The sequence below is a fragment of the Halomonas sp. AOP12-B1-6 genome (assembly GCF_052379225.1).
Lineage (GTDB): Bacteria > Pseudomonadota > Gammaproteobacteria > Pseudomonadales > Halomonadaceae > Vreelandella > Vreelandella casei.
This window is the reverse complement of sequence record NZ_JBQSYK010000004.1, coordinates 62487-75625: the sequence shown is the minus strand read 5'-3', so window position 1 is coordinate 75625 and position 13139 is coordinate 62487. Positions and strand designations below refer to the sequence as shown.

14 protein-coding genes are annotated in these 13139 nt (G+C 49.9%); 4 read left to right on the top strand and 10 right to left on the bottom strand.

What is annotated here, in order from left to right; all coding sequences use genetic code 11:
- Positions 1-53: 53 nt before the first annotated feature.
- Positions 54-1496, top strand: a complete 1443-nt coding sequence (locus ACT3TR_RS12945) for a YfcC family protein (RefSeq protein WP_444625525.1) — start codon at positions 54-56, stop codon at positions 1494-1496.
- 28 nt (positions 1497-1524) lie between these two features.
- Here ACT3TR_RS12945 and ACT3TR_RS12940 read toward each other — a convergent pair whose 3' ends face one another.
- Positions 1525-2427, bottom strand: coding sequence for a LysR family transcriptional regulator (locus ACT3TR_RS12940; RefSeq protein ID WP_444625526.1), 903 nt, complete (start codon positions 2425-2427; stop codon positions 1525-1527).
- A 182-nt stretch (positions 2428-2609) separates the two neighbouring features.
- Here ACT3TR_RS12940 and ACT3TR_RS12935 point away from each other — a divergent pair, with 182 nt between their 5' ends.
- Together ACT3TR_RS12935 and kynU are read left to right on the top strand one after the other, a co-directional pair.
- Positions 2610-4034 (top strand): M20 family metallopeptidase, encoded by a 1425-nt coding sequence (locus ACT3TR_RS12935; protein ID WP_444625527.1) that lies wholly within the window; start codon positions 2610-2612, stop codon positions 4032-4034.
- Between the two features lie 21 nt (positions 4035-4055).
- Positions 4056-5300 carry a kynureninase gene (kynU, locus tag ACT3TR_RS12930; protein ID WP_444625528.1) on the top strand — a complete coding sequence of 415 codons (1245 nt, stop codon included), beginning with the start codon at positions 4056-4058 and terminating at the stop codon, positions 5298-5300.
- Between the two features lie 16 nt (positions 5301-5316).
- Here kynU and ACT3TR_RS12925 read toward each other — a convergent pair whose 3' ends face one another.
- The 8 genes from ACT3TR_RS12925 to ACT3TR_RS12890 form a co-directional block, all read right to left on the bottom strand.
- Complete coding sequence (locus tag ACT3TR_RS12925) at positions 5317-5736, bottom strand: DUF2784 domain-containing protein (protein ID WP_444625529.1); 420 nt, start codon at positions 5734-5736, stop codon at positions 5317-5319.
- A 744-nt stretch (positions 5737-6480) separates the two neighbouring features.
- Positions 6481-6843 carry a DoxX family protein gene (locus ACT3TR_RS12920; RefSeq protein WP_444625530.1) on the bottom strand — a complete coding sequence of 121 codons (363 nt, stop codon included), beginning with the start codon at positions 6841-6843 and terminating at the stop codon, positions 6481-6483.
- A 241-nt stretch (positions 6844-7084) separates the two neighbouring features.
- Positions 7085-7489, bottom strand: a complete 405-nt coding sequence (locus ACT3TR_RS12915; RefSeq protein WP_444625531.1) for a hypothetical protein — start codon at positions 7487-7489, stop codon at positions 7085-7087.
- Between the two features lie 9 nt (positions 7490-7498).
- Positions 7499-8056, bottom strand: a complete 558-nt coding sequence (locus ACT3TR_RS12910; protein ID WP_444625532.1) for a hypothetical protein — start codon at positions 8054-8056, stop codon at positions 7499-7501.
- A 125-nt stretch (positions 8057-8181) separates the two neighbouring features.
- Positions 8182-8766 carry a hypothetical protein gene (locus ACT3TR_RS12905; protein ID WP_444625533.1) on the bottom strand — a complete coding sequence of 195 codons (585 nt, stop codon included), beginning with the start codon at positions 8764-8766 and terminating at the stop codon, positions 8182-8184.
- 31 nt (positions 8767-8797) lie between these two features.
- A complete protein-coding gene (locus tag ACT3TR_RS12900) occupies positions 8798-9505 on the bottom strand; it encodes a hypothetical protein (RefSeq protein ID WP_444625534.1) in 708 nt (235 codons plus the stop codon).
- A 130-nt stretch (positions 9506-9635) separates the two neighbouring features.
- Complete coding sequence (locus tag ACT3TR_RS12895; protein ID WP_444625535.1) at positions 9636-9878, bottom strand: hypothetical protein; 243 nt, start codon at positions 9876-9878, stop codon at positions 9636-9638.
- Between the two features lie 500 nt (positions 9879-10378).
- Positions 10379-11239: a hypothetical protein gene (locus tag ACT3TR_RS12890; protein ID WP_444625536.1), complete on the bottom strand. Its 861-nt coding sequence runs from the start codon at positions 11237-11239 to the stop codon at positions 10379-10381.
- A 285-nt stretch (positions 11240-11524) separates the two neighbouring features.
- Between ACT3TR_RS12890 and ACT3TR_RS12885 the strand changes: the two genes are divergently transcribed.
- Positions 11525-12454 (top strand): ketopantoate reductase family protein, encoded by a 930-nt coding sequence (locus ACT3TR_RS12885; protein WP_444625537.1) that lies wholly within the window; start codon positions 11525-11527, stop codon positions 12452-12454.
- Positions 12455-12471: 17 nt separating this feature from the next.
- Here ACT3TR_RS12885 and ACT3TR_RS12880 read toward each other — a convergent pair whose 3' ends face one another.
- Positions 12472-13098 (bottom strand): glutathione S-transferase family protein, encoded by a 627-nt coding sequence (locus ACT3TR_RS12880; RefSeq protein WP_444625538.1) that lies wholly within the window; start codon positions 13096-13098, stop codon positions 12472-12474.
- Positions 13099-13139: the final 41 nt, after the last annotated feature.

The following is a 13139-nucleotide window of genomic DNA, read 5'->3' as shown; positions in this document are numbered from 1 at the left end:
TTCCGTATATCCCTCATTATTAAAATGACAATCCTCTTGAAGTGGAGACAACGATGTCCTTAAAGGCAAACTCAAGCGAAACCGGCGTTACAGAGCGCAAAAAGAAAAAGCTACCGATGCCCGATGTCTTTATCATCTTGTTCGGCTTCATGATTTTAGTGCTGATTGCTTCCTACTTCATTCCCGCCGGTACTTACGAGAGAAGTAGCGTTAATGGCTTGACGCAGGTATCTACCGATAGCTTTCGCTATATCACGGCTCCGTCACTAAATTTAATGGATTTATTCACCTCCATTCATAAAGGGTTGGTGGCAGCGTCAGGGGTTATCTTTCTGATTTTGATCGTCGGTGGCGTTCTTAAAGTTATCGAATCGACGGGGGCTCTTAGCGCCGGCATTCACCGCATGATTGGTCTAGCCAAAGGTCGGCAAAACATTCTCATCGTGATTTTCTGCACCACCTTTGCAACGCTAGCATCTGTGGGCGTAGGCGCTAACCTAGCGATTGCGTTTATACCTATCGGCCTGTTTCTGGCACGCTCACTGAAACTTGACCCTATTATTGGAGTAGCGATTATATTTCTGGGTTCTTATGCGGGCTTTGCCGCAGGCGTTTTCGACCCCACCGTGACCGTTACCGGGCAGACCATTGCCGAGCTGCCTTTGTTTTCAGGCTTTGTTTATCGCAGTGCGATTTTTGTGGTCTTTCTGGCCATTACTGCCGCGTATATTTGCCATTATGACAAGCGAGTTAAGAGCAAACAGGCTAACAACAGCGCCGAGAATGTCACGCTTAGCGCGACCAGCGAAGCTCAGGAAGCCCTTGAAGAAGAGTCTGCGCCAGATTTCACTTTTTCCCACAAAGTTATTTTGACGATGTTTGCCGCCTCCTTTGCCTTCTTCTTATACGGCGGTTTTTCGTTTGGCTGGGGTATTACTGAGCTTTCCGCGACCTTTCTGATGCTTGGAATTATTACCGCAGTGCTCGGCAAAATCTCGCCCAATGCGTTTATCAAACGGCTGATGAATGGCGCGGGTGAAGTGATGTATGGCGCGCTGGTCGTTGGGGTAGCGGCAGCCGTGATCGTATTGCTCAAGCAGGCCCAGCTGATTGACACCATTGTGCATAGCGTTGCCAGCTCGCTGGATGGTCACGGCAAAATCATGGCTATGCAGCTTCTTTATCTCTTCAACCTGACCTTTAACGGCATAATTACTTCCGGCACCGGTCAGGCGGCGATCGTTATGCCTATTATGGTGCCCATTGGCGATATGCTTGAGGTAACCCGTCAGTCCACCTTCATTACCTTCAAACTAGGCGATGCTGTGACTAATATTATTACGCCGCTTTCCGGCACTCTAATGGCCTGTTTGGCTATCGCCCGAATTTCCTATGTGGAGTGGTTCAAGTTTGTGCTGCCGCTGGTGATACTGTGGATCGCCGCAGGTAGCGCCTTCGTGGCCATTGCGGTCAGCATTAATTACGGGCCTTTTTAGGGCCCCTCTAGCGCAACAGTACCGAAATTTATTGCGAGGCAGTGATAAGCCGGTGGTCTAAAAAGCCCAGAAATGCCTTCATGTGAGCAGGCATTTGGCGCTCTGCCATGACCTGTACTTGAAGGCTGCGAAGCGCCAGCTGCGGCTCCAACAGCGGTTTTAACACCAAGCCTTGCGCTTGCGTTTTACCACTCACCGCCACGGCGCTACACAGCCCAACCATATTAGGATGCTCGCACACCATAGTGTAAGTAGCGCCCAGCGAGTCGCAGGAAAAGCTGGGCTGTATGCTGATACCTGAAAGGCTGCATGCCACATCAAACAAATAGCGCATGGTGGACCCGTTCAAGGACATGCTAAGCGGATACTGGCTCAGGTCTGCCACGTGCAGTTCAGCCTTGCTGGCCAAAGGATGATGTTTGGACATCAGCGCCCGAATCGCCGCGTTATGGCTAGAGACGACGTGAATACCGATATCAGGTGAAAGGCTAAAGGTCAGGGCAATATCCGCCTCACCCTCTTTGACGAGTTCCGAGGCGCGCACTGAATCCACCATATGTAGATCAAAACACGTGTCCGGGCATTGCGTAATAAATTCAGAGATAACGCTGGGCAGAAAATGCCAGGCCATACCATCGGGGCATGCCACGGTGATTTTACGCTGCTGACGCGTCATCACGTCGTGCATTTGTTCGATGACGCTGCTGACTTGCAGCTGATTACGCAGTGCATAGGCTTGCAGTAGCCTACCCGCTTCGGTGAGCTGCATGCCGCGAGGCTGACGATTGAACAGCTTGATATCCAGGCGTTGCTCAAGGTTCGTGACCTGACGACTCACCGCAGAGACGGCAACGTGCAGCTCTTCTGCCGCGGCAGAAAGCGAGCCCGTTTTAGCCACGCTGTGAAAAAAACGCAAGTTGAGTTCCTGCATCGTGCTCTTCCCCGTTTTTGATTAACGCCTGGCGAGCGCAGCTGATTTCTAATGATTAGAAAGAATATTTGAAAGATTCATAATAGTCGCAAAGGTAGCCAAGAATTACTCTTTTTTAGTGGCGTCTTACGCACAGTTCTTTTCGACGACTTCCAACATTCCAACGACCATAAGGGGGGTTCATGGATACAACGCAGCTTTCAGGTCGCGAACACGCGCTTCAACTGGCGGTTAACGAGCTTACCAACGGCAACTTTTATCGCAGCCTGGCACGCCGAGTGGCGCTTAAAACGGTCAGCCAGGACCCAACTCGTCACGACATCCTGCACGACTACTTGAACAATGAAATGTCGCCGCTGTTAACCAAGCTAGGGTTTGACTGTCAAATCATTGCCAACCCAACCGCTGGCCTACCTCCCTTACTGATCGGCCAACGCATAGAAGACCCAGCACTTTCGACGCTGTTACTTTATGGTCATGGCGATGTTACCGATGGTCAGGAAGACAAATGGGCCAATGGCATCGACCCATGGGCACTGACCTTCATTGACGGGCGCGTTTATGGTCGCGGTACTGCTGACAACAAGGGCCAGCACAGCGTTAACCTCAGCGCCCTTGAGACGGTGATCAAGGCCCGCCAGGGCAAGCTGGGTTATAACGTCAAGATACTCTTTGAGATGGGCGAAGAGATCGGTTCACCCGGGCTGGAAGCGACCTGCCTTGCGTACAAGAAAGCCCTGAAAGCCGATCTATTTCTCGCCTCGGATGGCCCGCGTATCCGCCACGACATGCCCACGCTATTCCTGGGTTCGCGGGGCATACTCCAGCTGAAGCTTTCGTTGGCGACCGGCAACGGCGGACGCCACTCCGGCAACTGGGGAGGCATCATCACCAACCCCGCCGTGGTGGTCTGTAATGCCATTGCCACGCTGCTCTCTTCAGAAGGCAGAATCCAGGTCGATTTCCTCAAAGCACCGGCGATTCCAGCCGAGGTTTCCCAGCTAATTCGCGACTTGCCGGTGGGCGGAGGCGAAACCGACCCGACGATCAATCCCGCGTGGGGTGAAAACCAGCTTAGTGATGGCGAGCGCCTGTATGGCACTAACACGCTAGAGATTTTAGGCATGAGTGCAGGCAGAACGGACAAACCGGTGGGCGCGATTCCTGAAAGTGCTGAAGTCGTTCTACAGCTGCGCTTTGTTAAAGGAACTGACTGGCTGGCCATCGAAAGCCATTTGCGTCAGCATCTTGATGCCCACGGCTTCCAGGCTATTCAGCTTGAAATGCTAGGTGGCTATACCGCAACTCGGCTGGACCCTCATCATCCGTGGGTCGGCTTTGTGGCGGAATCAGCCCGTCTAAGCCTTAAAGAAGACGTGCATATTTTACCTAACCTGGGTGGCACGATCCCCAATCACTGCTTTTCGGAAGCTCTCAACCTGCCGACGGTCTGGCTGCCCCACTCCTACCCATCTTGCAATCAGCATGCGCCCGACGAACACCTGCTTGAAACCATCGTTGAGCAGGGACTTAAAATGGCCGCTGGCGTATTCTGGGATTTAGGCGAACCTCAGGCAAAAAAACTAGCAACGAACGAGGCAATCTAAGCAATTTTCGGGAGTAGTGATATGAGTACAAACCAAAATGGGGTGAGTCTTACCAGTGTTCAAGCGCTGGATCAAAACGACCCTTTAGCCAATTTTAAGCGCCGCTTCGCCCTACCGAAAGGCATGCTGTACTTAGATGGTAACTCCCTTGGCGCTCAGCCCATCGCTGCTAAAAAGGCCGTGGACGATACCTTAGATCAATGGCGTGACGAGCTGATTAAGGGTTGGAACCAGGGTTGGTTTGACGCTCCCGAGCGATTAGGCAATCTATTAGCGCCGGTGATTGGCGCACAACGCGGTGAAGTTACCGTTACGGACAATATTACTTTGAACATCTTCAAGCTGCTTGGCTATATCATCGGCCAGCAGCAAGGGGAGCGCAAAGCGGTGCTTAGCGAGGGTGGCAACTTTCCTACCGATGGATATATCGCCCAGGGTTTTTGCCGGATAAGCGGTTCAGAGCATCGTTTTCTCCCTGAAAATAGCGACTTGGCAGAGCACTTGGACGGCGTGGCGGTGGTAGTGCTTAGCCAGGTCAACTATCGCACCGGCAAGCTTCGCGATATAACGGCCACCACTCGATTGGTACACGAACACGGCGCTGAAGTGATTTGGGACTTGGCTCACTCGGCAGGCGCGCTACCGATCGACCTTAACGGAAGCGGCGCCCGCTATGCGGTGGGCTGTACCTATAAATATCTCAACGGCGGCCCTGGCTCACCGGCTTTTCTTTACGTGCATAGCAACTATCAAGACCAAGGCTGGCAACCGCTTTCCGGTTGGCACGGGCATGCATCGCCCTTCGCGTTTGATGCTGACTATATCCCGGCTAACGATATTTCTCATTTCCGCACAGGCACGCACTCAGCCATCATTTACGCAGCGTTGGAAGCCTCTCTAACCCTGTGGGCCGAGGTCGACATGGCAGCCGTAAGAGCTAAAAGCGTGGCAATGAGTGAGTTATTTCTTGCGTGTTTAGGCGATATTTTTCACCGCCACGGTATTGAAGATATCACCCCGGCGTCCAGCCAGCGCGGTAGTCAGGTATCACTTATCGACACCCAAAACGGTTACGCTATCGTTCAAGCGCTCATTGCTCGCGGTGTTATCGGCGACTACCGTGAACCGGGGCTAATGCGCTTTGGCTTTACGCCACTTTATCTTAGCTTTGAAGACGTTTGGCTGGCGGCTCAACACTTTAGAGAAGTCGTGGAAAGCGGCGAGTACCGAGATCCACAGTTTCATGTTCGTGGCGCGGTCACGTAAGGCAAAATATTGCTCATTACAGGCTTGGATCTCGCTTACTCGCCAAGCGGTTAGGCCGCACAACAAACCAGCTGGCCAACACCAAGCTGCCAAATAACGTATAGACCGCAATAAATACCCAATCAGGGGCACTGTAGTAAAGCAGGTTCTGGAGCCAATATTGAATAAATGAGCCGTTGTAAGCTATGACGCCCGCCTTTTCGCGCAGCGCCATTTCCCACGTGGTTAAGGGGCAAACAAACCCCAACCAAGCCTGCCCCACGACATAACCAATGGCGCATAGATGAATGATACGAAAAGCGCTGTTGCGCACCCACTGCCAGTGCAGGAAATAGCCTGCATAGACAGCGAGTAACCCAAGCACCACAAAGACCACAAATAGTACGTGGACGATGAGGATGGCGTCGGCTAGGCGTAGTAACAATAATTCTGGCATAGGCAAAGACGAATCAAGGTGGATACGCAAAATAGCCTTTTCACTTACAAGGCCGCTAAAAACAATAGCACATGCTGCAGCTGCCCTTTTTTCTCTGGTGAATATTTCCCACCGGCAGCCCTTGCGAACCATTTTCTAGGCAATTATTTTCACTTATAAATCAGCGCCCTATCAGCTAGCTAAGCAACTTATAAGTCGCGGTCTATTTATTAGCCGATTTAAAGCCTACTATTTAGGGCTGCCTGAAAGCGTGAAAATTCGCGAATAAAACAATGTCTTTCAGTTCCCCCTGATTGAGGCCATACTGGTTTAATAATGCATTCGGGATCAGGTGCATTTGCGGCAACACTTAAAAGCTATCCTCAGATTGGTTCTTACTGATGCTAAGCGACTTCATTTATTAATGACAGGAATAACATCATGAGCAAAGGTCAAGATAGTAAAAAAAATCTCAAAAAGAAACCGCTTTTAACGCCCAAGGAAAAGAAAGCAGCCAAAGCATCAAAGAAAAATGAAACCAACGTACTAGGTCATTAAGCGCACCTAAACATCAGTCATTTTAAAACTCTGCCAGGGTTAGCTCAAAAGAGCTAACCTAAAAAGGTAATGCGGCCAACGCAGCATGTTAATGTTAACAAAGCACGCTGACCAACAGCGAAAAGTAGCAGCCATCCTGCTGTTACTCTTCCGTTCTCTAAAGCACTAAGCGCCATTCCCTAATCACTGTTAGTACATAAAATCTAATCACATTGCTTTTTTGCGCTTTCCAAGATGAATAGCCCACCAAACAAACCAGACAAACAAAAACTGCAAGGGCAAACGGATATATAAAAACATTTCCGGTATATCAGGGTATCTCTCTGGATGTAACGCCATATTGATATTGGCCGGGTAAACCGCAACAATTAACGCAATTAACCCGCACCCCGCCAAAAACCGCGTTTTGGAAATCAAAATACCTACCGCGCCCAACAATTCAAAAATGCCGCTAATCAACACCAGCTCTTTGTGATAACCCAAATAGTCAGGCATCGCCATTACAAAAAAATCAGTAAAGACAAAATGAGCAACACCGCCAATAAAAAAGAATAAAGCGATGATAAGCAACGGGATTCTGGGCATGTTATTTCCTACATTTTGTATTCTTGTGGGTTAAAGAACACATCGAGGTTGGTTATACAGCATGCCAACGTCTTTTTGCTACCTGCTTTCAGCCATGAGCGGTCTTTTAGTCGTCTCTGATATAACGCCCAAACTCAGTTGCCGCCGGAGCAGCCGAAGGCTGCGGAGGGAACCCGAAGCGCGGCAGCGCTTTGGGCGGTCAACTGCAGCGATTTGTTAGAACCCATTACTTGCCTGCATCACGAATCTTTCGGCGTAGCTGCAATGCAGACTTGCTACTGTAAAACGCTAGCGCTGCCATCAAGATAATAACAAGTAACAACGAAGCTTTTGATGGGTCGTATGCGGGGAGATGTCCAGCTTCAAAACGTTCAAAAAATACGTGTAGCGATTTAATAATGATGGAAATTAAAACTGGCAGATATATAAGAAATAGTATTAATGACATTCCTGCCAAAGGATATGCTTTGTAATTTAATACATTTTTGATAGCCGAAATCGGCGCCTTTCGATCAGCCATGTGCGACGGCATATTTGTTCCTAGCGCGCGTTCAATCTCGCTGTGCCATAAACTATAGAACACACCGACTACTGCCAAGATAAGTGATGCTGAAGATAGCAGTTGAGCCACTCGTATTCCCTACAAACCGAAATGAAATTTGAGATTCTCGTAGGCAGACGGCGCGATTTCGTACGTCGAAACGCTGCCAGATTTTTTCTTTACTGAGGGAAGAGTTCCGTCTAGCTCTGCCAATTTTCGATTAAGCTCATCAACTACAGTCTTGCTGTTTATAACGACCGAATACTTAGTTTCACCGTCGGCGCGATCAGCCTCATTTACCGCATCTTTGACTGAGTCCTCAATCGCGTCTTTTAATACGTATTGATATTTTGACATCACCGATCTGATAAGCGATCGACTTTCCGAACTCGTACATTGGAAGAGCCTGCACACTTTCTGCTCATCGGGTATTTTATTTCCGAAGCGATGCTGGATCAGAAGAAATAGACGATACTCCAGCATGTCCGAACCACGCTTAAATACCTTCTGTCCCAATATCATAGCGGTATATTCAAGCATCGCGGCCGAAGCTATAGGCTGTAATTCCTGCTCTAATAGGTCCACATCACAATCTAAAATGGTTGCAAGTTCGGATTTTTCGCCGTCGCTAAGCTGGATTGAAGTGTTGATATCCATAAGTTCCCCCTCGTTTTAATATTTTCGTTCTAACGCTGCCATAATTTGCAGTTTTGGAGTGGAGATTTTGTGCTATTTTAAAGCACAAAAGGCGTAACGGAAAAACTGTCAAATTGATGGCCTTGTTAGCCTTTTGTTGTGGAGATAATTGTGTAATTGATGCCACGATTAATAAACTCTTCTTGAATCCACTGGGTAAGTTTGAGCATTAATATGACAAATATAAGCACGAATTTTACCCGATTATCGCTACTTTCCCATGCGTAAGTAATTTCTTTGGGATTTCCATCTTGGTCCTTGCCGCCAACAAACACGTGGAAGGTCTCGCATTTTTGTACTTTTGCAGCAGGAACGATTTCATTAACTCTTGCTTTAAGAGATTCAATGACAGAATCCTCAAGCTCGTAATCCTTTCTATGAGAGAACCGATTTCTTACATCATTAATTTTGTCCAGAACTCTATATAGCTCCTCTGAAAGGCCGAGATTTTTCGATACCACAAGCTTAGTTTTGAATGGTACAAATGCACCAGTATAAAGATCGTCTGTTTGAGTTAGCTTACTCGACCACAAATTGAGGACTTCTTCCAAAATGAGATGGCCGCGCAAAATACATGTTGCTTCATCGGGAATACTTATCATTGCCAGATAATCCTTATGATCGAATATCTGGCTAAAATCGCCACCTACAGGCACGTGCGCTTGATTCATGCTCATTCCCACTTAGAGGCTAACGCTAGAGTTAGGGCGCGCCCGACTTCGTCCAGAGCGGCGCAAGTGAGAGTAGGAGGGAAAGGAGGCCGAAGACAACAGTCCCTGCTGTTCCCCATCTAGTCCAGCTCGCTGCACGTGCGTTTTGTTTTTGAAGTTCCGCTATATCTTCATGCTTGAGTTTCATGATATTGGAGAGCTGTACTGCCTTTTGTCTGACAATGGCGTCTTCTGCTGGCAACTCATTGAATATATCGATCAGAAGCGATTTTTCGGGATCGCGGATGTCGTTGAATGGCTCTTTCTGAGCAAGTTGCTGTCTTTCGGTTCGCAGCTCATCAAGTAGCCGTAGCACTCGATCCCTCACCGCCGTAAAATCATCAGCCGCAACAGAATCGCGAAGAAATTCCTTAAGTTCCAGCTCAATCTCTGCAAGATGAGTCAGACGCATTGCGTCTGGCGAGTCGTGCCAGGTCCTTCGAAAGTATCTACGCCCCTCCGATTCGTGTACCTCTTCTAATAGCCGAAGAGTTACGTCATCTCGCTTTAGAAGTTCTTGTATTGGTCGCGGGCGATCCTCTTTGGGTTCTTCCAGCCTCATACGAGAGCGCATATATCTCTCGCGATCTATGAGCATTCGCATCTCGCGCGAGCGCTTAATCTGCACGAAGACAAAAATGAGTGCCAGCGTTATGACTACGGGCACCGCATACATCAGTATTACATCAAGCCGTTCCATCGCCTTACCACCTCCGAGATATGTGATAGCGCCCTAACGCCGGAGCGACCGAAGGCCGCGGAGGGAACCCAAAGCGCGGCAGCGCTTTGGGCGGTCAACTGCAGCGTATTGTTGGGTGACTCCATAGCCGCTACTTAAGCTCCCACAAACCGCGCGGCGACGCGTCGGCGGAACGCAAAACACCTCGGTTACGAAGAGCGTTTGCTGCCCAACGCATATCGTACTGCCACGTATACAAAAGATTTCCAGAGCGTTTCAGCTCGGCTTCGTAGTTATCCCAAATGTATTTAGCAACTTGCACAAGTTTTGCCTTTCCGCCATGTGCTCGGATTGCGTCGGCGACCCAATCTTGGAGATCTTCCTTCGAAGCCATTTTCTATATTCCTTGTTACCCAACAGCGTATTAGACGGCGCGCCCTATGATTGAATAAACGTGCTGGCACTTTTTTCCGGCAAATGCAGCCTGTCAGATTCTCCCAAGCCTATGATCTTTCGAGTCATTAACTTCCATTAGGCCATATATCCCAAACTCGGGTTCCTGCTGCATTTCCCGGCACAATCGCTTTGGGTCGAAAGCGGCCAATGAAAATCCTAGATTACGCCTCTGCTCTACTGCCATGGCTGCATCTAATTTTTCACAGACTTAGCAATCCACTTACCTGTAAAAATTAAACAACTCTACTTAGCCTAAAATTTAACAGACTATGCATGATCACGTTATTAGCCATTAGCCGTCTGTCATATAGCCTTATCCACTCCCTTATCGCGGCTACACAAGCTGATTGGTCGCCGCACGCTGCCTGAGAATCAAAATGCTAGGCGACCTCTCCGCTTAATTAACGGAGAGGTCGCTGCGCAGAGAAGTGTCGCTTGTTAAGGCGTTTGTGCTGCGGCGCGCATTACATTGAGCGAGGTGATTTCAATGCTAAGCGCAGTACGCGTTTTTTCTAAATCACTTACCTGTTCATCAACTTCGGTAAGTTGGGTATTGGCCTCATCAACCTGGGCTTTTAGCTCATTGAGCTGCGCTTCAGCTTCACTGCGAGCCTCCTCGGCGTCTTGGCGCGACTGTTGAGCAGCATCGCGGGCAGCTTCGGCCTCTTCATGGGCTTTTTCGACCTCACTTACCTGTTCACCAACCGCGGTAAGTTGCGTATTGGCCTCATCAATCTGTGCGTTTAGCTCATCAAGCCGTGCTTCAGCTTCACTGCGGGCCTCTTCTGCCTCTTGGCGCGCCTGTTGAGCCTCATCACGGGCAGCTTCAGCTTCTTCATTGTCTTTTTCGACCTGGGCGTACGTCTCATTCAGTTCATCAAGGCGATTCTGCTTTTCGTCTATCTGCTCGTTAAGGGTGCCCGTTGCTTTTTCGCGGGTTTCACGCTCACCTCGTAACGCGGTCAAATCGTCTTCAGTATTGGCAATGTCTGCACGTGTCGACGCTAGCGCCGCTTCAGCCTCCGCTTGCTCAACCTCAAGGTTGCCCATCCGCTGCTGCAGCGTTGCTAGGTCAAGCTCTGCCGCTTCTACGTCGGTCATCTGAGCTTGAATCTGCTGGTGCTGACGCTCAGTTTCTGCCAGGCGTGTTTCCAGTGCCTCCATACTATCTTTTCGCGATCCTGCGATGGTGTGCGCGACGGCGGCCCAGATCATTGCAATAACGGTGATGGCTAAAATCACCTTTACACGGTTATCGCTTAACAGTGCTTTCGTTGATGATGTATTCGTCCCTGTCATTGGTGCATCCTCTCTGTTGATTAGCATCTACTGGTATCGTTAATGAGGGAAGCTAGCGCTTGTAGGTCAGCGGCTCATTATCTGATTAAATATTATCATGGCATTACGACAACGAGTGGGCTCAGTGTTGCTGTTAGTCACTGAGACGACATCTTTTAGCCTCGACGTTAGCAGATAGTAAGGAACAGATAATAGTTAGCCACATCATTAGCTATTGGCTACCTTCATTTCTGGATCGCGAACACGGTAAGCTTGCGACAACCTCTCTGCTGAGTAACGTACTCAATGAAAGATATCCACTGGATTATCGGCCCTGGGGCCATTGGCCGCTTGTTGGCTCATTCGCTTTCGCCTTTAACGGCCACAACGCTAATCGGTCGCCGTGCGCTGCCTGAACAACAAGCGGTTACCACGCCAGAAGGCGAGCAGCGTTTACAGCATTTGAAGTTGTGCACGTTGGAGCAGATCGCGCCTAAAGCACAGGCACTGCCCTGCTATTTGCATATCACTACGAAAGCAATGGCCGCGGTGGCAGCATTGGAAAGCCTTGCTGATGTGATTCCTGCGACGACTCCGCTGGTACTGTGGCAAAACGGTTTTTTAGCTCAGCCACGTATTACCCAGGCTTGGGCCGGGCCTGTGTTGTGTGCCACCACCACTGAAGGCGCTTACTTAACGAGCGATGATAGCGTGGTGCATGCGGGGCGTGGGCATACGTTTATAGGGGATCTACACAATCAGCACGGCGGGCTCGCGCAAACGCTTACCCTAACATTAAACCAGGCAGGGCTTGCTGCTACCGCGGTGGATGATATTCGTAGCCGCCTATGGCAGAAACTGGCGGTGAACGCGGCGATTAACCCACTGGTGGCACTAAAGGGTGTGCGTAACGGCGAGCTGCGAGATGCGGCGTATTCAGGCCTTGTTGAAGCCACGGTGAAAGAGGTCGCGGCAATTATGATAGCCGAGGGCATTCAGCCGCCGAACGGGGCAACCGATGAAAATGCGTGGCTGTCGATGGTGTGGCAGGTAGTGAAGAACACTGCCAATAATAAGGCCTCTATGCTGCAGGATGTAGAGGCGAAACGCCCTACCGAGCGCGGCGCAATTTTGGGCCCGCTGATTGAAAGTGCCCAGCGCCATGGGCTGGCCTGTGAAACGCTACAAGGCTTAGATACCAGTATCGCAGCGTTAGAAGCCAGCTATGGGTGCTAGGCAAGCGGGTGCCAATATTAGCTGACGGGAATCATCACCACGTCACGAAAGCTCGCACGTTCTGTAAGCTGCTGGTACCAGCGCTCTAGGTGGGGATGCGGTTGCCAAGCAATGCCGCTGTTCCATAAGTTGTAGAAGAATGGAGCGATGGCAATATCGCCCAAACCGAAAGCATCGCCGGAAAACCAGCGCTGGTTTGCGAGCTCGCTATCCATGATGGCAAAAGCCGCTTCACACTCTTTAACCGCAGCTTCAATGGCAGCGCTGTCGCGTTTTTCTAGAGGTGTTCTTACGTAGCCCATCAGGATGGCACGGTGCTTAGGCGAAAACGTGCTATTCGCCCAGTCCATCCATTTTTCAGCCTGTGCTCGCTCGGCGGGAGCCTCTATCCACAGCTTGCGCTGACCATACTGCGCGGCAAGGTAGCGAATAATGGTATTGGATTCCCAAAGCAGGCTGTTGGTGGCATCGTCTTTGAACAGCGGCACCAGGCCATTGGGGTTCATGGCGAGGTACTCCGCAGTGTCATTCACCCCGTGTTGAAGCCCCGCATGGATTAGCTCAAAGGGCAGTTCAAGCTCCTCTAACACCCACAGCACTTTTTTAACGTTGGTAGAGTTGTTGCGGCCCCAAAGCGTAATCATGGCAATCCTTGTTGTTTGAGCATAGTGAGTAGGCTGAGTTT